Origin of the sequence: Enterococcus sp. MSG3299, assembly GCF_050555765.1 — a bacterium.
GTDB classification, from domain to species: domain Bacteria; phylum Bacillota; class Bacilli; order Lactobacillales; family Enterococcaceae; genus Enterococcus; species Enterococcus faecalis.
Genome location: NZ_CP187869.1, coordinates 2,292,492 through 2,315,000, shown reverse-complemented (window position 1 = coordinate 2,315,000; position 22,509 = coordinate 2,292,492). Strand labels below are relative to the sequence as shown.

Annotated in this window: 28 protein-coding genes (1 of these 28 cut by a window edge); 26 read left to right on the top strand and 2 right to left on the bottom strand. The window is 38.8% G+C overall.

Translation table 11 applies throughout. The annotated features are described in order from the left end of the window. From bgsA to IGL23_RS11220, 26 genes are all read left to right on the top strand, one after another. Positions 1-47 carry the end of a cell wall glycolipid biosynthesis glucosyltransferase BgsA gene (gene bgsA, locus IGL23_RS11345; protein ID WP_033595551.1) on the top strand. 958 nt of this gene lie to the left of the window's left edge, so only the last 47 of its 1,005 coding nucleotides appear in the window; its start codon lies beyond the left edge, outside the window; it ends in the stop codon at positions 45-47. Between the two features lie 46 nt (positions 48-93). After that, a complete protein-coding gene (gene bgsB, locus IGL23_RS11340) occupies positions 94-1,317 on the top strand; it encodes a cell wall glycolipid biosynthesis glucosyltransferase BgsB (protein WP_002389260.1) in 1,224 nt (407 codons plus the stop codon). Positions 1,318-1,389: 72 nt separating this feature from the next. Continuing rightward, on the top strand, positions 1,390-2,280 hold the full coding sequence (locus tag IGL23_RS11335; RefSeq protein ID WP_033595549.1) for an NAD(P)-dependent oxidoreductase: 891 nt from the start codon (positions 1,390-1,392) through the stop codon (positions 2,278-2,280). Positions 2,281-2,380: 100 nt separating this feature from the next. Beyond that, positions 2,381-2,611 carry a YkuJ family protein gene (locus IGL23_RS11330; RefSeq protein WP_002379802.1) on the top strand — a complete coding sequence of 77 codons (231 nt, stop codon included), beginning with the start codon at positions 2,381-2,383 and terminating at the stop codon, positions 2,609-2,611. Positions 2,612-3,000: 389 nt separating this feature from the next. Beyond that, entirely contained in the window at positions 3,001-3,441 is a 441-nt protein-coding gene (fabT, locus tag IGL23_RS11325; protein ID WP_002362455.1) for a fatty acid biosynthesis transcriptional regulator FabT, read from the top strand. A gap of 15 nt (positions 3,442-3,456) precedes the next feature. Continuing rightward, positions 3,457-4,422: a beta-ketoacyl-ACP synthase III gene (locus tag IGL23_RS11320; RefSeq protein WP_002362374.1), complete on the top strand. Its 966-nt coding sequence runs from the start codon at positions 3,457-3,459 to the stop codon at positions 4,420-4,422. 52 nt (positions 4,423-4,474) lie between these two features. Continuing rightward, on the top strand, positions 4,475-4,702 hold the full coding sequence (locus IGL23_RS11315; protein WP_002356278.1) for an acyl carrier protein: 228 nt from the start codon (positions 4,475-4,477) through the stop codon (positions 4,700-4,702). 136 nt (positions 4,703-4,838) lie between these two features. Further along, entirely contained in the window at positions 4,839-5,795 is a 957-nt protein-coding gene (gene fabK / locus IGL23_RS11310) for an enoyl-[acyl-carrier-protein] reductase FabK (protein WP_002356279.1), read from the top strand. Positions 5,796-5,827: 32 nt separating this feature from the next. Continuing rightward, positions 5,828-6,757, top strand: coding sequence for an ACP S-malonyltransferase (gene fabD / locus IGL23_RS11305; protein ID WP_002413622.1), 930 nt, complete (start codon positions 5,828-5,830; stop codon positions 6,755-6,757). A 3-nt stretch (positions 6,758-6,760) separates the two neighbouring features. Continuing rightward, entirely contained in the window at positions 6,761-7,498 is a 738-nt protein-coding gene (fabG, locus tag IGL23_RS11300; RefSeq protein ID WP_002356283.1) for a 3-oxoacyl-[acyl-carrier-protein] reductase, read from the top strand. Positions 7,499-7,516: 18 nt separating this feature from the next. After that, positions 7,517-8,752, top strand: coding sequence for a beta-ketoacyl-ACP synthase II (gene fabF / locus IGL23_RS11295; RefSeq protein WP_002356284.1), 1,236 nt, complete (start codon positions 7,517-7,519; stop codon positions 8,750-8,752). A gap of 1 nt (position 8,753) precedes the next feature. Continuing rightward, the gene (gene accB, locus IGL23_RS11290; RefSeq protein WP_002359384.1) at positions 8,754-9,242 is read left to right on the top strand and encodes an acetyl-CoA carboxylase biotin carboxyl carrier protein; all 489 of its coding nucleotides are present in this window, start codon (positions 8,754-8,756) and stop codon (positions 9,240-9,242) included. Between the two features lie 3 nt (positions 9,243-9,245). Then, the gene (gene fabZ / locus IGL23_RS11285; RefSeq protein WP_002356286.1) at positions 9,246-9,671 is read left to right on the top strand and encodes a 3-hydroxyacyl-ACP dehydratase FabZ; all 426 of its coding nucleotides are present in this window, start codon (positions 9,246-9,248) and stop codon (positions 9,669-9,671) included. 7 nt (positions 9,672-9,678) lie between these two features. Continuing rightward, positions 9,679-11,049, top strand: a complete 1,371-nt coding sequence (locus IGL23_RS11280) for an acetyl-CoA carboxylase biotin carboxylase subunit (protein WP_002359385.1) — start codon at positions 9,679-9,681, stop codon at positions 11,047-11,049. 55 nt (positions 11,050-11,104) lie between these two features. After that, a complete protein-coding gene (gene accD, locus IGL23_RS11275) occupies positions 11,105-11,971 on the top strand; it encodes an acetyl-CoA carboxylase, carboxyltransferase subunit beta (protein ID WP_002356293.1) in 867 nt (288 codons plus the stop codon). A gap of 1 nt (position 11,972) precedes the next feature. After that, positions 11,973-12,761, top strand: a complete 789-nt coding sequence (locus IGL23_RS11270; RefSeq protein ID WP_002362363.1) for an acetyl-CoA carboxylase carboxyl transferase subunit alpha — start codon at positions 11,973-11,975, stop codon at positions 12,759-12,761. A gap of 222 nt (positions 12,762-12,983) precedes the next feature. Then, on the top strand, positions 12,984-13,511 hold the full coding sequence (locus IGL23_RS11265; RefSeq protein ID WP_002356296.1) for a YqeG family HAD IIIA-type phosphatase: 528 nt from the start codon (positions 12,984-12,986) through the stop codon (positions 13,509-13,511). Continuing rightward, positions 13,508-14,617 (top strand): ribosome biogenesis GTPase YqeH, encoded by a 1,110-nt coding sequence (gene yqeH / locus IGL23_RS11260; protein WP_033595547.1) that lies wholly within the window; start codon positions 13,508-13,510, stop codon positions 14,615-14,617. The genes IGL23_RS11265 and yqeH overlap by 4 nt, the downstream gene beginning before the upstream one ends. A 23-nt stretch (positions 14,618-14,640) precedes the next feature. Continuing rightward, a complete protein-coding gene (yhbY, locus tag IGL23_RS11255) occupies positions 14,641-14,952 on the top strand; it encodes a ribosome assembly RNA-binding protein YhbY (RefSeq protein WP_002356298.1) in 312 nt (103 codons plus the stop codon). A 17-nt stretch (positions 14,953-14,969) separates the two neighbouring features. After that, positions 14,970-15,629 (top strand): nicotinate-nucleotide adenylyltransferase, encoded by a 660-nt coding sequence (locus tag IGL23_RS11250; RefSeq protein WP_002365150.1) that lies wholly within the window; start codon positions 14,970-14,972, stop codon positions 15,627-15,629. Beyond that, entirely contained in the window at positions 15,607-16,197 is a 591-nt protein-coding gene (gene yqeK, locus IGL23_RS11245; protein WP_033595545.1) for a bis(5'-nucleosyl)-tetraphosphatase (symmetrical) YqeK, read from the top strand. The genes IGL23_RS11250 and yqeK overlap by 23 nt, the downstream gene beginning before the upstream one ends. A 46-nt stretch (positions 16,198-16,243) precedes the next feature. Next, positions 16,244-16,582 carry a ribosome silencing factor gene (gene rsfS / locus IGL23_RS11240; RefSeq protein WP_033072556.1) on the top strand — a complete coding sequence of 113 codons (339 nt, stop codon included), beginning with the start codon at positions 16,244-16,246 and terminating at the stop codon, positions 16,580-16,582. Position 16,583: 1 nt separating this feature from the next. Then, positions 16,584-17,324, top strand: coding sequence for a class I SAM-dependent DNA methyltransferase (locus IGL23_RS11235; protein WP_002356302.1), 741 nt, complete (start codon positions 16,584-16,586; stop codon positions 17,322-17,324). Between the two features lie 80 nt (positions 17,325-17,404). Further along, on the top strand, positions 17,405-18,592 hold the full coding sequence (locus IGL23_RS11230; RefSeq protein WP_161634313.1) for a nucleotidyltransferase: 1,188 nt from the start codon (positions 17,405-17,407) through the stop codon (positions 18,590-18,592). Positions 18,593-18,678: 86 nt separating this feature from the next. Beyond that, positions 18,679-19,398 (top strand): YebC/PmpR family DNA-binding transcriptional regulator, encoded by a 720-nt coding sequence (locus IGL23_RS11225; RefSeq protein WP_002356305.1) that lies wholly within the window; start codon positions 18,679-18,681, stop codon positions 19,396-19,398. Between the two features lie 234 nt (positions 19,399-19,632). Next, complete coding sequence (locus tag IGL23_RS11220) at positions 19,633-20,463, top strand: DUF6287 domain-containing protein (protein WP_002379796.1); 831 nt, start codon at positions 19,633-19,635, stop codon at positions 20,461-20,463. A gap of 279 nt (positions 20,464-20,742) precedes the next feature. Here IGL23_RS11220 and IGL23_RS11215 read toward each other — a convergent pair whose 3' ends face one another. Further along, positions 20,743-21,687 carry an endo-beta-N-acetylglucosaminidase gene (locus IGL23_RS11215; RefSeq protein ID WP_002382461.1) on the bottom strand — a complete coding sequence of 315 codons (945 nt, stop codon included), beginning with the start codon at positions 21,685-21,687 and terminating at the stop codon, positions 20,743-20,745. Between the two features lie 157 nt (positions 21,688-21,844). Beyond that, a complete protein-coding gene (locus IGL23_RS11210) occupies positions 21,845-22,426 on the bottom strand; it encodes a YdcF family protein (RefSeq protein ID WP_033595541.1) in 582 nt (193 codons plus the stop codon). Positions 22,427-22,509 lie beyond the last annotated feature (83 nt).

The following is a 22,509-nucleotide window of genomic DNA, read 5'->3' as shown; positions in this document are numbered from 1 at the left end:
AAATTGGTTACGAGTTAAAAGAAGTCTACGAGACAGTCTTATCTTAACAAATATTGAAGGCAGTTATTGTTAGATGAAATGGAGGTAATGAGAGTGAAAATTGGTTTTTTTACTGATACGTATTTCCCGCAAGTGAGTGGGGTAGCGACTTCTATTAAGACCTTAAAAGATGAATTAGAAAAGCACGGCCATGAAGTGTATATTTTTACGACAACCGATCCTAACGCGACTGATTTTGAAGAAGATGTCATACGAATGCCTAGTGTGCCATTCGTATCTTTTAAAGATCGCCGAGTAGTGGTTCGCGGCATGTGGTACGCCTATTTAATTGCCAAAGAATTGGAATTAGATTTAATTCATACACATACTGAATTTGGTGCGGGTATTTTAGGGAAAATGGTTGGGAAAAAAATGAAAATTCCTGTCATCCATACGTATCATACGATGTATGAAGATTACTTACATTATATTGCTAAAGGAAAAGTTGTCCGTCCATCACATGTTAAATTCTTTTCAAGAGTGTTTACAAATCATACGACAGGTGTTGTTTGTCCCAGTGAACGTGTAATTGAAAAATTACGGGATTATGGAGTGACCGCACCAATGAGAATTATTCCAACAGGGATCGAAATTGATAAGTTTTTACGTCCCGATATTACTGAAGAAATGATCGCTGGAATGCGTCAACAACTAGGTATTGAAGAGCAACAGATTATGTTGTTATCGTTAAGTCGAATTTCTTATGAAAAAAATATTCAAGCAATTATTCAAGGATTACCACAAATTATTGAAAAATTACCACAAACTCGTTTAGTAATAGTTGGAAATGGTCCCTATTTAGAGGATTTAAAAGAATTAGCAGAAGAACTAGAAGTCAGTGAATACGTTCAATTTACGGGTGAAGTGCCAAATGAAGAAGTCGCGATTTATTATAAAGCTGCTGACTATTTTGTCAGCGCCTCAACGTCGGAAACACAAGGCTTAACTTATACAGAAGCAATGGCTGCTGGCGTTCAATGTGTTGCAGAAGGGAACGCCTATTTAAATAATTTATTTGATCATGAAAGCTTAGGCAAAACTTTTAAGACAGACAGTGATTTTGCCCCAACATTGATTGACTATATACAAGCAAATATTAAAATGGACCAAACTATTTTAGATGAAAAATTATTTGAAATTTCTTCTACAAACTTTGGCAACAAAATGATTGAATTTTATCAAGATACATTGATTTACTTTGATCAACTTCAAATGGAAAAAGAAAATGCGGACTCAATTAAAAAAATTAAAGTAAAATTTACATCTTTAAGAAAATAAACTGCAAAACTTTCCTCCTTCGTTTATACTGAAGGAGGAAAGTTTTTTATTTTAAGAACGGAGGAAGCTACTATGTCTAAAATCGGCTTTATTGGAACGGGTGTCATGGGGAAATCAATTATTCGTAATATGATGAAAAACAATTTATCTGTCAATGTTTATAATCGAACAAAAAGTAAAACAGATGATTTAGTTGCTGAAGGAGCAGTTTGGTATGATACGCCAAAAGCAATTGCGGAAGCGAGTGATATCATTTTTACAATGGTTGGCTTTCCTTCAGATGTTGAAGGCGTGTATTTTAATGAAACAGGGATTTTTCAAGCAGATCTTACAGGTAAAATAGTAGTAGATTTAACCACAAGTACGCCGACCTTGGCTGAAAAGATTGCCAAAAAAGCAGCAGAAGTGGGTGCTAATGCGTTGGATGCGCCAGTTTCTGGTGGTGACTTAGGTGCTAAAAATGGTACTTTAACAATTATGGTTGGTGGCGATCAAGAAAGTTATGACACCGTCTTACCAATTTTCAAAACATTTGGTAAAACGTTTATGCTACACGGCTCAGCTGGAAAAGGGCAACATACTAAGATGGCGAATCAGTTAATGATTGCAGGCACAATGACCGGTTTGACTGAAATGCTCGTTTATGCAAATGCGACAGGATTAACTTTAGAAAAAGTTCTGGAAACAGTCGGTGGTGGTAGTGCTGCGAACTGGTCATTAAGTAATTATGGACCGCGTATTTTAAAAGAAGATTATACGCCAGGCTTTTTTGTTAAACATTTTATCAAAGATTTAAAGATTGCGTTAGATGAAGCAAAAAAACTTGACCTTCCATTGCCAGCGACGCAAAAAGCGACAGAATTATATGAAAGCCTTGCAGATAAAGGGTTTGAAAATGATGGCACACAGGCCTTAATTAAGCTTTGGTGGACAGATGGCAAGCAACCAACGAATAAAAATTAAAGAACAACAAAAAAATCAAAAAAAATGACGAAAAATCATGCAAGTTAGGCAATGTTTTGTTACAATGGTACAGAACTAGTTTGCAAAAGGAGGCCCACTGATGAAACATTCACAACTTGTGGCGATTATTAAGAGACTGGAAGCAATGATCGAAGCAGCAGATAATGAAGTACAAGTACGCCGCTTTGAACGTGAAGGCGTAGAGAAATGTATTGTAAGTTTTGATAAATCAACAGAAACATTTGAATTAACAGAATCTGATACGCACCAAAGCTATCAATTCGATAACATCGATATTGTAGCAATGGAAATTTACGACTTAATTCAATAATTAATCGTCCTACATTTTAATAAGGGAGTGGAGTAGAAGCACCAAAGCTTCTGGTTCACTCTCTTCTCGTATTATCCAGTCAAGTTGTAGCAATAGCTTAGTGGGAGTTTAAGAATTATATAACAAAAATCACTGGCACTTCTCAATCAGGGGAGTGCCAGTGATGCTTTTTAGTTGCACTTCTTTCCTTTTTCTGTGAAAATAGTTTGGGTATCAAAGTAATTGATCCTTTTTTTAAAAGCCTCGTCCCTTGAAAATGCGCCTTTTTTGAAATGTTTGAAGAATATTTCATTAAAAATATAGAAAATTCTCTTGCATTCTTTGCTTATTTACGATATAGTTTGAACATCAAATGTTTTGATAATCAAAGTATATGGATGGTGCACAGAATGGAACCTAATTTAGAAACAGTCAACGATTACTTAGTCAGTGTCTTTAATGACATCTTAACGATTGAAGAATCTGAATTGAAAAAATCACAATTTAATGATTTATCCATTACGGAGATGCACACAATCGAAGCAATTGGTATGTACAAGAAAAAAACGTCTTCAGAAGTAGCTAAGGAACTGTCAATTACCGTCGGAACACTTACTGTAGCGATTAACAACTTAGTTAAAAAAGGCTATGTTGAACGTTTGCGTAGTGAAGATGATCGACGTGTAGTAAAGCTTGGCTTAACTAAAAAAGGAAAATTACTTTTTAGAGTCCATCAGCATTTTCATCGTGAAATGGTTAAAAACATTTTGAAAGGCATGGAGCAAGAAGAAGAACAAGCGCTGTTAAGAGCACTAAAAAATCTTCATGATTTCTTGCAAGAATACAAATAAAAAGTGAGGATCCCCATGAAGAATTATGCACGAATTAGTTGTACAAGCCGTTATGTTCCAGAGAATTGTGTCACGAATCACCAACTGAGTGAAATGATGGATACCTCTGATGAATGGATACATTCGCGAACAGGCATTAGTGAACGTCGCATCGTTACGCAAGAAAATACGTCTGATTTATGTCATCAAGTCGCAAAACAGTTATTGGAAAAATCTGGAAAGCAAGCAAGTGAGATTGACTTTATTTTAGTTGCAACAGTGACACCAGATTTCAATATGCCTTCTGTTGCTTGCCAAGTGCAAGGCGCAATTGGCGCTACTGAGGCCTTTGCTTTTGACATCAGTGCAGCGTGTTCTGGTTTTGTCTATGCCTTAAGCATGGCAGAAAAACTAGTCTTAAGTGGTCGTTATCAAACAGGTCTAGTAATTGGTGGCGAAACATTTTCCAAAATGTTGGATTGGACCGATCGTTCCACAGCGGTGCTTTTCGGTGATGGGGCTGCCGGCGTCTTGATTGAAGCGGCTGAGACACCGCATTTTCTAGATGAAAAGTTACAAGCAGATGGACAACGGTGGGCGGCTTTAACGTCAGGCTACACGATCAACGAAAGTCCTTTTTATCAGGGGCATGAGCAGGCTAGTAAGACGCTACAGATGGAAGGACGTAGTATTTTTGATTTTGCGATTAAAGATGTTTCACAAAATATTTTATCCCTCGTGACGGACGAAACCGTGGATTATCTTCTACTACATCAAGCAAATGTGCGCATTATCGATAAAATTGCACGTAAGACGAAGATTTCCCGCGAGAAGTTTTTAACGAATATGGATAAATATGGCAATACCTCAGCTGCTAGCATTCCTATTTTGTTGGATGAAGCAGTTGAAAATGGGACCTTAATTTTAGGTTCCCAACAACGCGTGGTGCTAACAGGATTTGGCGGCGGCTTAACATGGGGCTCACTGCTCCTAACGCTGTAAAAAACTGTTCACATATAAATGAAGAAAATGACTATTTTGGAGGAATATACACATGGTATTTGAAAAAATTCAAGCAATTATCGTAGAAGAATTAGGAAAAGATGCTGAAGAGGTACAATTAACTACAAACATTCAAGAAGAATTAGATGCGGATAGCTTAGATTTATTCCAAATCATTAACGAAATCGAAGATGAATTTGATGTGAAAATCGAAACAGAAGATGGCATCCAAACCGTTCAAGATTTAGTAACATATGTAGAAAAACAACAAGCAAACTAATACATGAAAATAGGGGGCTGGGACATTTAATTGCTAAATGACCCAGTCCCTAAAAAAACAAGTAAATAAGCCGGAAAAATCCTTTTTTACTTGAATGAAGTGTACTTATCTTAGAACTAAAGGACGTATAAAATCAATGAATCAACAGTTATGTGAGTTGCTTGGAATCAATTATCCCATTTTTCAAGGCGGTATGGCTTGGGTAGCCGATGCTTCATTAGCAAGTGCCGTGTCAAACGCTGGTGGATTAGGGATTATTGCTGGCGGCAATGCCCCAAAAGAAGTCGTAAAAAAAGAAATTAAAAAAGTTAAAGAATTAACGGAGCAACCCTTTGGTGTCAATATCATGTTACTTTCACCTTTTGCCGATGAAATTGTCGATTTGGTTTGTGAAGAACAGGTTCCTGTCGTAACGACAGGTGCGGGCAATCCAGCCAAATACATGGCTCGTTTTAAAGAACATAACATTAAAGTAATCCCAGTAGTTCCTTCTGTTGCTTTAGCAAAAAGAATGGAAAAAATTGGTGCCGATGCTGTCATTTTTGAAGGAATGGAAGCTGGTGGACATATTGGCAAATTAACCACTATGAGTGGCTTACCGCAAATCGTTGACGCCGTGTCAATTCCTGTGATTGCAGCAGGTGGGATTGGTGATGGTCGTGGTATGGCTGCGGCCTTTATGTTAGGTGCTGAAGCAGTCCAGCTAGGTACACGCTTTTTAATTGCCAAAGAATGCAACGTTCATCCAGATTATAAACAGAAAGTTTTAAAGGCACGTGATTTAGATGCAGTAATTACCTGTCAACATTTTGGCCATCCAGTGCGTACTTTAAAAAATAAATTAACCGCTCAATATAATCAATTAGAAAAGCAAGAACTCCAAAAAGAAGTGCCTGATTTAGAAATGTTTGAAAAAATTGGTCAGGGCGCTTTGCGCAAAGCTGTCGTTGACGGGGATATGGATTACGGTTCCGTCATGGCGGGACAAATTGCTGGATTAATAAAAAAAGAAGAAACAGCCCAAGAAATCATTGATTCACTCATGTCTGAATGCAAAGCGATTGTACATAAGATGAATCAGCGTTGGGGCTAAGTGAATAATTTTAACAAAAAATGAGGTGTCGTATGAAAACAGCGATTTTATTTAGTGGACAAGGAGCCCAGTATCAAGGGATGGGTGAAGAATTATATCACCAAGAAACGATTGTTCGGGAAACCTTCGATGAAGCAAGTCATATCTTAGGTTATGAGATGGCAGAACTTTGTTTTACTGAAAATGAACGTTTAAATGAAACAGAATATACGCAACCTGCTATTTTAACAGTCAGTGTCGCATTTTACCGTCTTTTGCAACAAAAAGGACTAACGCCTGATGTCGTAGCGGGTTTAAGCTTAGGGGAATATAGCGCTTTGGTTGCCAGCGGGGCTTTGCGCTTTTCAGAAGCAGTGGCCTTGGTCCAAAAGCGCGGTCAGTACATGACAGAAGCAGCACCACAAGGAACTGGCAAAATGGTTGCTGTCATGAATGCTGAGCGTGAAGTAATTGAGAAAGCCTGCCAAGAAGCCAGTGCTTTCGGAATTGTGGCTCCAGCAAATTATAATACACCACAACAAATCGTGATTGGTGGTGAGGTTGCTGCTGTTGATCAAGCGATGACACTTCTCAAAGAAGCTGGTGTGAAGCGAATGATTCCGTTAAATGTGAGTGGCCCTTTCCATACGGCACTGTTACAACCAGCATCAAAAAAATTGGCTCAGGATTTAGCAAAATTGAACTTTCAAACGATGCAAATTCCTGTCATTAGTAATACGACTGCCGAAATTATGCCCCAAGAGGCAATTCAAGCGTTATTGGAAAAGCAAGTCATGTCTGCGGTACGTTTTGAAGACAGTATCGAAACGATGAAGGCTATGAACGTGGGAACGATGATTGAAGTTGGTCCAGGGAAAACATTAACTGGTTTTGTTAAAAAAATTGACAAAACAATTGAAATGCACCGTGTGGAAGATGTTGCAACATTAACAGAAACGTTAACAGCACTTACTGGGAGGTAAAAAATGGAATTAACAGGGAAAAACGTATTTATTACTGGAAGCACTCGCGGGATTGGCAAAGCAGTTGCGTTGGCTTTTGCGAAAGAGGGCGCCAATATTGTTTTAAACGGTCGGAGTGAGATTACGCCAGAACAACGACAAGAAATTGAAGCCTTTGGGGTAAAATGTATTGGCCTTTCTGGAGATATTTCCGATTTTGATGCAGCAGGTGAGATGATTCAAGCAACCGTTGACCAATTAGGCTCGATTGATATTCTGGTGAATAACGCTGGGATTACGAATGATAAATTATTATTACGAATGACAAAAGAGGATTTTAATGCCTGTTTAGATATTAACTTGGTAGGAACTTTTAACATGACCCAGCAAGCGGTTAAACGTATGATGAAACAACGAAGTGGTCGGATTATTAATATGGCTAGCGTTTCTGGTTTAATGGGAAATGTTGGTCAAGCAAACTACGCTGCGAGTAAAGCCGGTGTCGTTGGTTTTACTAAATCGGTGGCACGAGAAGTTGCGCCGCGCGGTATTACCTGCAATGCGATTGCACCGGGGTTTATCCAAACAGAAATGACGGATGTTTTATCGGAAAAAGTTAAAACACAAATGAATGCGCAAATTCCCTTACAAACGTTTGGGCAAGTCGAAGATGTCGCAGCTACAGCGATATTCTTAGCTAAAAGTCCCTATATTACTGGGCAAGTCGTGAATGTTGATGGCGGCTTAGTCATGCACGGATAAACGAAAGGAGTCAAAAGGATGAATCGAGTAGTTATTACCGGTTACGGTGTCACCTCGCCGATTGGCAATGAACCTGAGACTTTTTTAGAAAGTTTGAAAACAGGGAAAAATGGTATCGGACCGATTAGTAAATTTGATGTTAGTGAAACAGGTGTCACCTTAGCAGCTGAAGTGAAAGACTTTCCAATGGAAAAATATTTTGTTAAAAAAGATGGCAAACGCATGGATAAGTTTTCGTTATTTGGCATTTATGCGGCCTTAGAAGCAATGGCTATGAGTGGCTTGGATACCAGTCAACTAGATGTGGATCGGTTTGGCGTCATGGTGGGTTCCGGGATTGGTGGTTTGGAAACAATTCAAAATCAAGTAATTCGGATGCACGACAAAGGACCTGAACGTGTGGCACCGTTATTTATTCCAATGGCGATTGGAAACATGGTGGCGGGAAATATTGCTTTACGTGTTGGTGCCAAAGGAATTTGTACTTCAACAGTGACGGCTTGTGCTAGTGCAACCCATTCAATTGGGGAAGCGTTCCGCAATATCAAACATGGCTACTCCGATGTCATTATTGCTGGTGGAGCAGAAGCGCCTATTACAGAAATCGGTATTTCAGGATTTGCTTCCTTGACCGCTTTAACAAAGGCGACTGACCCAGAAAAAGCCTCAATTCCCTTTGATAAAGAACGTAGTGGATTTGTGATGGGAGAAGGAGCGGGTGTCTTTATTTTAGAATCATTAGATCATGCTCTAGAACGAGGCGCAACTATTTTAGGTGAAGTGGTTGGCTATGGTGCTAATTGCGATGCCTATCATATGACATCACCAACACCAGATGGGAGCGGCGCAGCGAAAGCCATGGTACTAGCAATGGAAGAAGCTGGGATTTCTCCAGAAAAAATTGGCTATATTAACGCCCATGGAACAAGCACACAAGCCAATGACAGTGCAGAATCTAAAGCAATTGAATTGGCTTTAGGTGATGCCGCAAAAACGGCGTATGTAAGTAGTACGAAGAGTATGACGGGACATCTCTTAGGCGCCGCTGGTGGAATTGAAGGAATTGCTACCCTAAATGCTTTACAACATCAATTTATTCCGCCAACCATTAATGTGGAAAATCAAGATGAAGCAATTACGGTGAACGTTGTTTTAAACGAAAGCAAAGAGCATAAATTTGATTATGCTTTAAGTAACTCGCTAGGCTTTGGTGGCCACAATGCAGTTATTTGCTTAAAACGCTGGGAGGATTAACATGCAGTTAGAAGAAGTAAAAGCATTATTAACACAATTTGATCAATCAACTTTAACCGAATTCGATTTACGAGAAGGCTCGTTTGAATTATATATGAATAAAAATACAGTTTCTGGACGAAGTGCCGTAGAACCAGTGGCGCAACCACAAGAAACACCAGTAGCCGCTAGTGGTGTGTCAGTGCCTGTTGAAACAGTTTCTGTAGCTGAAGAAACGCCAACCAATACACCGACAGCCAATGAAAAGACAGAAGAAATTACGTCACCCATTGTAGGAATCGTTTATTTACAACCAGCACCAGATAAAGAGAACTTTGTCAAAGTAGGAGACACTGTTAAAACGGGTGACGTTGTGTGTATCGTTGAAGCGATGAAATTAATGAATGAAATTACGGCGACAGTTGACGGTGTGATTACTGAAATATTAGTCAACAATGAAGATGTGGTTGAATTTGGTCAGCCGCTATTCCGAGTTGCTAAAGGAGAATAAAACATGAAATTAACAATTACAGAAATTCAAGAAATTTTACCACATCGCTATCCCTTTTTATTATTAGATAGTGTTGAAGAAGTCATTCCCGGGGAACGCGTTGTAGCGAAAAAGAATGTAACGGTTAATGAGCAAGTTTTTCAAGGTCATTTTCCTGGGAATCCTGTTTTGCCAGGAGTTTTAATTATTGAATCGTTGGCTCAAGCAGGCGCCGTGGCATTACTTTCAATGCCTGAATTCAAAGGGAAAACGGCATACTTTGGTGGATTAGATAAAGCAAAATTTAGACAAAAGGTAACACCAGGCGACACATTAATTTTAGAGGTTGAACTTTTAAAAGTCCGCGCTTCTGCTGGAATGGGTAAAGGTGTGGCAAAAGTTAATGGAAAAAAAGTTGCCGAGGCTGAATTAACCTTTATGATTGGATAGGTGAAAAATGTTTTCGAAAGTATTAATCGCAAACCGCGGAGAAATCGCTGTTCGTATTATTCGTGCCTGTCGCGAATTAGGCGTTCAAACAGTTGCTGTTTACTCTGAAGCGGATCAAGAAGCGTTACACACACAGTTAGCAGATGAAGCTATTTGTATTGGACCGGCGAAAGCAACTGATTCTTATTTAAATGTTCAAGCTGTTTTAAGTGCAGCGATTGTTACCAATGCTGAAGCGATTCATCCAGGGTTTGGTTTCTTATCTGAAAATAGTCAATTTGCTTCAATGTGCGAAGAATGCAACATTACTTTTATAGGTCCTAAAGCAGAAACGATTGATGCAATGGGCAATAAAATAAACGCACGTCAACTGATGCAAAAAGCCAAGGTACCTGTTATTCCTGGGAGTGATGGCGTCATTGATTCTGTCGAAGAAGCGTTGACGATTGCTGAAGAAATTGGTTACCCAGTGATGTTAAAGGCAGCTGCTGGTGGTGGCGGAAAAGGAATCCGAAAAGTTCTTTCAAAAGAAGAGTTACCGAAACACTTTACTTCAGCACAGCAAGAAGCCAAAGCCGCATTTGGTAATGATGATATGTATTTAGAAAAAATTATTTATCCAGCACGTCATATCGAAGTGCAAATTTTAGGTGATCAATATGGGCATGTGATTCACTTAGGGGAACGTGATTGCTCACTACAAAGAAATAATCAAAAAGTGTTAGAAGAATCACCATCGATTGCTATTTCTGAAGAAAAGCGTCAGATGTTAGGCGAAACGGCCGTTCGAGCGGCACAAGCTGTGCATTATGAAAATGCCGGAACCATTGAATTTTTGATGGATCCAGCTGGCGACTTTTATTTCATGGAAATGAATACCCGCATCCAAGTCGAACATCCAGTTACGGAAATGGTAACAGGGATTGATTTAGTCAAAGCACAATTAGAAATTGCTTCGGGTGAACCTTTAGGCTATACCCAAGAGGATGTTATCATGACTGGGCATGCGATTGAGTGCCGAATTAACGCTGAAAATCCTGCCTTTAATTTTGCTCCTTCACCAGGTAAAATTCAAAATCTCTTGTTGCCTAGTGGTGGAATGGGCTTGCGTGTAGACAGCGCTATGTATTCAGGGTATTCAATTCCACCTTATTATGATTCAATGATTGCGAAAGTCATCGTACATGGTGAAAATCGTTTTGATGCCTTGATGAAAATGCAAAGGGCTTTAAATGAAATTGTAACAGAAGGTATTATTACGAATGCCGAATTCCAATTAGATTTAATTACACATGACAATGTTTTGACAGGTGACTATGACACAAGCTTTTTACAAGAAACATTTCTACCAAATTGGGAGCCAGAAAGCAATCATTAAAGAAAGAACGCCGCAAGAGCTGTGCTCTTGCCGCTAAAATACGAGGAGTAAGCAAATGGCATTATTTAAAAAGAAAAATTACATTCGCATTAATCCAAATCGTGCTGATGCAAATGATGCATCAAAGAAGCCTTCTGTTCCAGATAATATGTGGGCAAAATGCCCTTCTTGTAAGCGAACACTGTATACAAAAGAAATGGGTGCAGAAAAAATCTGTCCGCATTGTGGCTATAGTTTTCGGATTGGTGCATGGGAACGATTAGCGATAACCGTTGATGAAAAAAGTTTCCACAATTGGGACAGTGAATTAGTGACAAAAGATCCACTAAATTTTCCTGGTTATCTTGAAAAAATTGAAAAAATGCAAGAAAAAACTGGGCTAGATGAAGCTGTCTTAACGGGAGAAGCAACAATTGAAGGACAAGCTGTTGCAATTGGAATCATGGACGCTAATTTTATCATGGGCAGTATGGGAACGATTGTTGGTGAAAAAATCACACGCTTGTTTGAGCGGGCGACGGAAAAGCATTTACCAGTAGTGATTTTCACTGCATCTGGTGGTGCCCGTATGCAAGAAGGAATTTTTTCATTGATGCAAATGGCGAAAATTTCGGCCGCTTTGCAACGGCATAACAAAGCAGGGCTGCTGTATCTTACGGTATTGACTGATCCAACGACTGGCGGTGTTACCGCAAGTTTTGCGATGGATGGCGATATTATTTTGGCAGAGCCTCAGAGTTTAATCGGTTTTGCTGGCCGCCGTGTAATTGAACAAACGATTCGTCAAGAGTTGCCAGATGATTTTCAAAAGGCCGAGTTTCTTTTAGAACATGGTTTTGTAGATCAGATTGTGCCAAGAAATCTTTTGCGTCAACGATTGAGCGACTTGTTACGTTTACATTCTTTGGAAGGGTGGCGCTAACATGGAAAAGAAAACAGCCAATGATGTTGTTACCTTGGCAAGAGCCCAAGATCGTTTGACAACTTTAGAATATATAGAAGCAATTTTTGAGGACTTTTTAGAATTTCATGGGGATCGTTACTTTGCCGATGATTTAGCTGTAGTCGGTGGTGTTGCTACTTTGCAAGGTAAACCAGTTACAGTGGTAGGTATCCAAAAAGGCCGAAATCTACCAGAAAATATTGAACGTAATTTTGGTTCACCTAATCCTGAAGGGTATCGCAAAGCGTTACGTTTAATGAAACAAGCGGAAAAATTTAACCGCCCAGTCATTACCTTTGTGAACACTGCTGGTGCCTATTGTGGAATTGGTGCCGAAGAGCGAGGAGAAGGGGAAGCCATTGCGCAAAACTTGTTAGAAATGTCTGATTTGAAAGTGCCAATCATCTCAGTCATCATTGGTGAGGGCGGCAGTGGCGGTGCTTTAGCTTTAGCAGTCGCAGATGAAGTTTGGATGTTGGAACACACGATTTATGCGGTTCTTTCGCCAGAAGGTTTCGCCTCTATTTTGTGGAAAGATGGCAGTCGTGCGAAAGAAGCAGCAGAATTGATGAAAATCACAGCGACAGAGCTGAAGGAATTAGCTATTGTAGATAAAGTAATTCCAGAAGTTATGAACGGTCAGCCTCTGGAACAAGCAAAAATTAATCGCATGTTACAAAAAGCGTTCATTTCAAAATTAACTGAATTAGCTAAATTAGATACGGAAACGTTACTAGAAAAAAGATACCAACGTTTTCGCAAATATTAGAAGTTACTACTCATCAACGAACTTTTCAGGGGTTGATGGGTGGCTTTTTTTATTTTTTTCTTTTATTTTACTTGTTCTTTTACAAGGAACGACCGTCCTTTATAGAAATTTTCAGTAAAATGCAGTATAATACAATAGGTAGAGACTGAAGCATAATTGTTTAGTTATGTTTCAGTCTCTTAAAATCGAAGAAACTACATAGTGTCAGTGAGAGGAGTCACGATGTTTTCAAAATATAAACCGACATGGATGATTGATGCGATTTATAAAATTACCCCCGCACAATTAAAAAAACTAGGGATTAAGGCAGTACTAACTGACTTAGATAATACGTTAATTGCTTGGAATAATCCCGATGGAACAGAAGAATTAAAAACTTGGTTATTAGAAATGAAAAATGCAGGAATTACTGTCCTCGTTGTTTCAAACAACAAAGACAGCCGGATTAAACGCGTTGTTGAAAAGTTTGACTTAGATTATGTAGCACGTGCCTTGAAACCAACCGCACGTGGCTTCAAATTAGCAGAAAAAAAATTAGGCTTGAAGCCATCTGAAATGTTAATGGTCGGCGATCAGATTATGACAGATATTCGGGGAGCTAACGCAGCGGGTATACGCAATGTTTTAGTTCAACCGATTGTCGATACAGATGGCTGGAATACTAGAATCAATCGGTTCTTTGAACGGAAAATTATGAAATACTTATCAAAAAAACATCCAGAAATGACATGGAGAGGCGGATTAGAATGACAGAGGCAGTTCATTGTATTGGCTGTGGTGCGATTATCCAAACGGAAAATCCTCATGAATTAGGCTATACACCAAAAACAGCTTTCGAAAAAGGAATGGAAACAGGGGAAGTTTATTGCCAACGTTGTTTTCGCTTAAGACATTATAATGACATTCAAGATGTCCAATTAACCGACGATGACTTTTTACGTTTATTGAATGGTTTAGGAACAGAAGATGCACTGATTGTGAACGTAGTGGATATTTTTGACTTTAATGGCTCTCTTATTCCAGGACTACATCGTTTTATCGGAGATAATCCTGTGTTGTTAGTTGGCAATAAAGTGGATATTTTGCCTAAATCATTAAAAAAACCTAAAATGGTTCAATGGATGAGAGAACGGGCCCATGAAGCAGGATTACGCCCTGTTGATGTTTTACTAACAAGTGGCAAGAAACCACAAGAAATGCAAGAGTTATTAGATACAATCGAAAAATATCGTGAAGGCCGAGACGTTTATGTCGTAGGTGTGACCAATGTTGGAAAATCAACATTAATCAATCAAATCATTCAACAAACAGTGGGTGTTCAAGATGTGATTACGACATCACAATTTCCTGGAACAACGCTAGATAAAATTGAAATTCCATTAGACGATGGCCACTTCTTAATCGATACGCCCGGAATTATTCACCGTCATCAAATGGCACATTACCTAGGTAAAAAAGACTTGAAAATTATTGCACCGCAAAAAGAAATCAAACCGAAAGTTTACCAATTAAATGCTGAACAAACCTTGTTTTTAGGTGGCTTGGCTCGCTTTGATTATGTCCAAGGTGCTAAAAGTTCCTTCATTGCCTACGTTTCCAATGACTTAAATTTACACCGAACAAAAACAGCAACCGCCGATGCTTTTTATGAAAAACATGTTGGTGGCTTATTGCAGCCCCCACGTGCCGATGAAGTCGCTGAGTTTCCTGAATTAGTGCGCTTTGAATTTTCCGTGAAAGAAAAAACGGATATTGTGTTTGCTGGTCTAGGTTGGATTACTGTCACAGAACCTGGTGTAGTCGCTGGTTGGGCGCCTAAAGGTGTCGATGTTTTACGTAGAAAAGCATTAATTTAAATTTTAGAGAGAAGGCAAACAATTTGAAACTTAGAGGAAAACAAAAACGTTATTTACGTAGTCAGGCACATCATTTACAACCTATTTTTCAAGTAGGCAAAGGTGGTTTGAATGACGCAATGATTACACAAATTGATGAAGCGTTGGAAAAACGTGAATTGATTAAAATCACGTTATTACAAAATACAGATGAAGTAGCAGAAGAGGTTGCAGAAGAACTAACAGCAGCCATTCATTGCGATGTGGTACAAATTATTGGTCGCGTGTTGGTCTTATTCAAGCCATCAAGTAAAGAAAAATATCAAAAAATTTCAGCAGCAGTCAAAGAGATTTAATATTGGAGGGATGAACAATGGGAGAAAAAAGACAAGCGCGTCAAGGAGCGGACGTTCTCTTGCAAGAGGAACCGTTACGTTTTCAAACAAGAAAGCAAGTCGGCTTGTTAGGTGGTAATTTTAATCCCGTTCATTTAGCACATCTTGTCATGGCCGATCAAGTTCAAAATCAACTAGGTTTGGACAAAGTTTACTTAATGCCTACGTACTTACCACCACATGTAGACGAAAAGAAAACAATTAGCAGTGAACATCGGTTAGCGATGTTAGAACTAGCAGTGGCTGATAATCCCTGCTTAGATATTGAGCCAATTGAATTAATTCGCAAAGGCAAAAGTTACACATATGATACGATGAAAGCTTTAAAAGAAGCCAATCCAGATACTGATTATTATTTTATAATTGGTGGAGATATGGTGGAATACTTGCCCAAATGGCATCGGATTGATGACTTACTCCATTTAGTTCAATTTGTCGGCATTCGGCGTCCTAATTATCCAACGGAATCTACCTATCCAATTATTTGGGTCGATGTTCCGCAGATGGCGATTAGTTCCACTTTGATTAGACAAAAAGTCAAAAGTGGTTGCTCAACACGCTATCTTCTTCCAGAGAATGTGATAAACTATATTCAAGAGAAGGGACTGTATCAAGATGAGCTGGATAACAAATTATGATGCTGCACAACGTGAATTATTAATGCAAAAAGTTCAAATGCAAATGAGTGAACGTCGCTTTCGCCATGTGTTAGGAGTCGAGGAAACAGCTGTGGCCTTGGCAGCGAAATATGGTGCCGATGAAGCCAAAGCAAGTATTGCTGCTTTGACGCATGATTACGCCAAAGAACGTCCAAACGATGAATTCGAGTTGATTATTCGCCGAGATGGTTTTGATTTGGCTTTATTAAACTATGGCAATGAAATTTGGCATGGCTTAGTTGGGGCGGATATTGTTCAACGGGAATTAGCCATTTATGACGAAGAAATCTTGCAGGCAATTCGTGTGCATACAACTGGGGCTGCTAAGATGAGCTTGCTAGATAAAATTATTTATGTCGCAGATTACATTGAACCAGGACGTGATTTTCCAGGTGTGAAAGAAGCCCGTGAAATTGCCCTTGTTGACTTAGATGCAGCGGTTGCTTATGAGACGAAACATACCTTGTTACATTTGATTGAACAAGAACATAAAATTTATCCAAAAACGTTAGAGACCTACAATCAATGGGTCGTTAATCAAAAATAAAAGAAGAAAGAATTACTAGGAGGGAACTATCATAGATAGCCAGAAAATTTTAGAAATTGCTGTCAAAGCAGCAGATTCAAAACGAGCAGAAGAAATTGTCGCATTAGACGTAAGAGAGATTTCATTATTAGCAGATTATTTTTTAATTTGCCAAGCCAATAGTGAACGTCAAATCAATGCGATTGTTGATGAAATTAACGAACAAGAAGCCAAAAATCAAGTAGAAGTCAAACGTGTGGAAGGTAAAGAAGGCGGAAAATGGATTTTAATCGATTTAGGCGATGTTATTGTCCATGTATTCCAATCTTCAGAACGTGCCTTTTACAACTTAGAAAAATTATGGTCAGATGCCCCAATGGTTGATCTAAGCGCTTGGGTCGACTAAAATGGCCTATGAAACGTTTGCTTTCGTCTATGACGAAGTGATGGACGAAAGCCTATACCAAAAATGGTTGGATTTTTCCAATCGTCATCTCCCACAAGGAACCCAACAAATTCTTGAAATGGCTTGTGGTACAGGCGCTTTAGCAGTTGATTTCGCGAAAAGTGGTTACGATGTGACGGCCTTAGACTTATCAGAAGAAATGTTGATGATTGCTAGTGAACGGGCCTTTGAAGAAGAAGTGCCAGTTCAATTTGTTCAGGGAAATATGCTAGATTTATCTGAAGTGGGACAATACCAAGCCATCACTTGTTTTTCTGATTCACTGTGCTATATGGCTAATCGCCAAGAAGTACAACAAGTGTTCGATGAAGTTTATCAAGCGTTAGAAGAGGAAGGAACGTTCATTTTTGATGTTCATTCTACTTACAAAATTGATTCAGTTTTTCCAGAATATAGCTATCATTATCAAACAGAAGAATTTGCTTTTCTATGGGATAGTTACGCTGGTGAAAAAGAACACAGCATCGAACATTTCTTAACATTTTTTGTGAAAGAACAGGAAACAGATGAGCACTTTGTTCGGTATGATGAATTGCATCAAGAACGAACCTATTCGTTAGATAACTATTTACGAATGTTAGAAAGTGCTGGTTTCATGAACGTCAAAGTTTATGCAGACTTTACAGATGAAGCACCAACTGAAACAAGTGAACGCTGGTTCTTTGTTTGTCAAAGAGATTAATAAGATTTGGCTTATGAGCTTGGGACAGCGCTTAAAAACGTTTGTCTCTTTGCTGATAAGTCCATTTTTTTATAACGGAGGTGGCTAGAGTGAAAGCCTGTGGCATTATCGTGGAATATAATCCCTTTCATAATGGACATCGCTATCATGCCCAACAAGCTCGCCAACAAAGCGGAGCTGAAGTAGTGATTGCTATAATGAGTGGAAATTTTTTACAAAGAGGAGAACCAGCCTTACTAGATAAGTGGTCCAGAGCAGAAGAAGCTTTGCAAAATGGTGTGGATTTAGTCATTGAATTGCCGACAGCTTGGTCGGTACAGTCTGCGGATTACTTTGCCAAAGGCGGTATAAAGTTATTGCAGGCGTTGCAATGTGAGAGCTTATGTTTTGGAACAGATAGTACAAGCGCAATTGATTATGCGGCTTTCGGTCAGTTTGTCCAAGAAAATCAATCCTTAATTGATCAAACGTTCCACGCATTGACAGACAAACAATTGAGTTATCCACAAAAAATGACTGCTGTTTTTCGTCAAGTATATCCTGAAAGCAGGTTCGATTTTTCTTCGCCTAATCATATTTTGGGGATGAGTTATGCAAAGGAAAATGCCACGTATCCAACCCCGATGACGCTCTACCCAATTGCTAGAAAACAAGCGGGCTTTCATGATGCAACGATTTCTGGGAAAGTTGCTAGCGCCACGGCGATTAGGCAAAGTGTTTTTCAACAAGAAATAACGCAAGTGCTGCCAACGATTCCTTCTATAACCGCACAACATTTACAAACACAGACAATGATTTCATGGGAAAATTATTGGCCCTTCCTAAAGTATAAAATTGTTCAATCCTCGTTAGAAGAGTTACAAGCCATTTACCAAGTGACGGAAGGACTTGAATATCGACTAAAAGATCAAATCCAAGCAGCAGGTTCTTTTCACGAATTAATGGAACGTATGAAAACGAAGCGTTATACTTGGACAAGATTGCAACGATTAGCAACCTATATATTGTTAAATATGACCAAAGAAGAAGTTGAAACTGTTTGGCAAAACAGTTATCTCCATGTGCTAGGATTTACGCCAAAGGGACAAGCTTATCTAAAAGAAACCAAAGCACAAATTCAATTGCCGGTAATTTCCAAGGTATCTAAAGAAAACCGCGCAATGCTTTCGTTAGATATTCGCGCCAATCAACTATACCAGATGGGAGATTCTTCTTTAAAAGAACAAAATTTTGGTCGGTTTCCCTTACGATTTTCGCCAGATACCTAAAAAATACTTAACAAAAATCAGTTTCCCCAGTATAATAAACAAGGGATAAGATACTAACAACAAATCAGAGAAAGCGAAGTGAGAATATGGGCCGTAAATGGGCAAATATTAAAGAGAAAAAAGCTGCCAAAGACGCAAACAATAGCCGTGTTTATGCAAAATTCGGGATTGAAATTTACGTAGCAGCGAAGTCAGGAGACCCTGATCCTCATGCAAACCAAAAATTACGGTTTGTAATCGAACGCGCCAAAACATACAATGTACCAAAACATATTATTGATCGCGCTATTGAAAAAGCAAAAGGTTCAGCAGATGAACAATATTCTGAATTACGCTATGAAGGATTTGGGCCAAATGGTTCAATGGTCATTGTTGATGCTTTAACGAACAACGTGAACCGAACAGCAGCAGATGTACGGGCCGCATTTGGTAAAAACGGCGGAAACATGGGTGTCAGCGGTGCTGTTTCCTACATGTTTGATAATACAGGTATCATTGGCTTTGCTGGTGACGATGCGGATGAAATTTTAGAATACTTAATGGAAAAAGACATTGATGTTCGCGATGTTGTTGAAGAAGACGGTCAAATTATCGTTTACACAGAACCAGAAGATTTCCACCATGCACAAGAAGCGTTAAAAGAAAAAGGCATTGAAGAATTCACGGTTACTGAGTTAGAAATGGTTCCACAAAACGAAGTAACATTAGAAGGCGACGATTTAGCGAACTTTGAAAAAATGTTAGACGTTTTAGAAGATTTAGAAGATGTTCAAAAAGTTCATCATAATGTAGATTTACCTGAATAATCCATTTGTTCGTTTGTTTTAAGATTTAGAAAGTGAGCCATCGGTCATTTTGACTGATGGCTCACTTTTTTTCATATAATACATAGAAAAAAGAAAGTTGATTGATAGGTCCATGTGACACAAAGCATTCAATGACAGGTTCAACTTTTGTCTGTTCCATAAATATTTGTCTAAACAGTTGAATTAATAGTACAATAGTCTAGTAAGATAGATCATTGAACGGGGTGAATAGGCGTGAAAAAGGGAATGTTAGCGTTTTTTGTCGGGCTAGCGGTTTTATCATTAACTGCTTGTCGGGAACCAAAAGAAAAGAAAGTAACCGCTTCAACGGAGGCATCCTCTAAAGTTGAAGAGACGAATGAAAAAACCAGTGAAACAATTGATAAGACAAACGAACAAGCGAGCAGCAGTGTCGAGTCTAACGAATCAGTGAAAAATGAAGAGCTGACAGCTGATGAAGACAACAGTCAGCTAACTGTAGCTGATTTAGATACTACAGCGATTAATGCTGGCGATTTTACTACTTTAGTTGGAACATGGAAAAATGGTAAAGGAGAGAGTTTGATCATTCATCCTGATGGTAGTACAAATACTGGAGGAATGATTACGAAGGATTCACCTACTGATGAGTCGCGACCAATTACAAGCTTAAGTATTAGGTGGGGGCCTACTGGTGCTGCGTTATTATTATATAAAATTGGTGTTGAAAATCCTAACGGCGACCAATCGGATAAGACGAAACCGCGATTGTTAATTACTCAAGATAGTGGAAATTATCCTGCGGAAGAGTATTACTATCGTTCTTCTGAAGAGGAAAATCAAGACCAAAATGAAGAGGCAAAAATCATCGATACACAAGAAAAAGCAGAGACATATATTAGAAAGACACTGACTGATGCAGAAAATAATGATACGAACCTTGGATTTTTGGGTATGAATGGAAATGACTTCTTTTTTAGAGCCCAATCGAAACAGATGGTTGCAAATGGAGGGACAGGGACTGTCGGTTTTTACAGAGTATCACCACAAGGAGCAGTCAGAATAACGGATGCACGAGGCAACTAAAGATAGTCTAGTGGCAATCTATTTAATTCCTATAAAAGTAGCAAAATAAGAATGAAATGATCACAAAATCTTCACATTTAGTTTGTAAGATATAAGCATATCAACAAACAACCTTAACAACACAAAACACTTTTTCATTTTTAACTCCTTTCCCGTCCTTACCCAAAGGGCGGGTCTTTTTTTGTGTAAAACTATTCGCTCAAGATACCAAAAAGCCAGCTTGTAGTAAGCTGGCTTTTAACTCTTTACATGTTGGCGCTTGTAGACACGAGATAATAATTAAGGTGTTGGAACAGTTGGTGAATAGTTCGTTTTTCGACCATAAAGTTCTTGTGTCGCCGCCGAGATATACGCAGATGAATCTTTTCCTGGGAGGTTATACATTAGATAAATACCATATTGCTCCGCTTTTGTACGTTTAGCATATTGCGCAGCTAGATTTTGATTGACACCAACTTCAACGGCAGAAGCACCTAAACGAGAAGCAGGCATCCCCGCAATTTGTGGCGGATTCCAGGTACTATAATAAGGGTTCCAAGCATAATCAATTAAAGAACTCATTTGAGGATTAGCTGAAGAGTTCGCAGCCGCTGGTCCAATATTATAAAAAGTAATTAATTTATCATTGCCTAAGCGATTTCTTAAGGCTTGAAGTAACCAAATGAACGAAGAATTATTTGGTTGAGGCGTCCCATTTTTTCCGTATTCAGCATACTCATCATCAAAATCAATACCATCTAAATGATACGTATTAACGACTTGTTCTAATTGAGCTGCAAAGGCATCCGCACTTTCGTAAGTTGGGAAGTTAGCAAAGCCAGCGCCTTCATGGTTGCCTAAAATAGACAATAGGACTTTAGTGCCGCGTGCTTGAACTGGACGAATTTGTGTTTCAGCTTCGTTTAAAGTTTGTTGGACCCGTTCATTTAGATATAAGTAAGGTTTTTTATTGACCGTATCATAATTAATATTGGCTGCAAAAATAATCCCCATATCAAAAGCAGGTTGATTGGTTCCGGCTAAAGTATATTTTCCCACATTGTTAAAATCGTGGTTGTTTACTTCTACATACATGACTGTTTTAGGTGTAACAGTTGATGCTGCTTGTACTTCAAATGCAGGTAGTGCAAACAATAACCCACCGACTAAAAGTATCAAACTTAAAAAAGTTGAAATAATCCCTGTTTTCTTGTTAAAAAAATGAGTGCTCAATTGATGCCCCATAACTTTCTCCTCCTATAAAATAAATATTATTTGTAAGCGCTAACAAAGATATGTTATCATTTTTATAATTTAAACACAAGAAGAAGAGAACAAAAGTGAGCAAATCCACAGAATATAAAAGCGTCCTTCGCAAAATGGTCTTGCGAAGGACGCTCTTTTACCAATCAAAGAGTAAGGCATAGCCTAAAGAAAGCAGCTCTCGACCAAAATTTTTGATATCTTTTGGAAAAGAAGAAGCCGCAGTGATGCCTGAAACATTTGAGATGCCTGCTCGCTTGGCTAAAAGTTGCGAGCGATACATGTGAAAGTCACTAGTAACAATCACTAGCCGTTTAAAAGAAAGGAGTTTTTGTGAATTGAAAATATTTTCTTTGGTGCGTGTGGCACGATTTTCTAAGAGAATCTGTTTTTCTGGAACACCTTTATTTAGCAAGTATTGTTTCATAACCGCGGCTTCCGTAGCCGGCTCATCTGCTCCTTGCCCTCCGCTAACAATAACGGGTGTCTCGGGGTGTTGTTTAATATAGGGGATAGCCACATCTAACCGAGCTTGCAAAACACGGCTGGGCAGTGCGGTTTCTTTAGACGTCCCTAAAACACGGGCCCCTAAAATTAAAATAGCATCTGGTTTATCGGTGGGTTGCGTATTTTTGCCAGTAAAAATAAGTAGACCTAAAATCAAAAGAATACAAAAGCCAAAACTGACAATGGATAAACTTGTTATTTTTAACCAATGCATGAAACATCCCTCCTTGTAATGTTAGTGTATACGAAGTACCATAGAAAAAGCGATAGAAAACAAAAGACTTATAAAAAAATCTA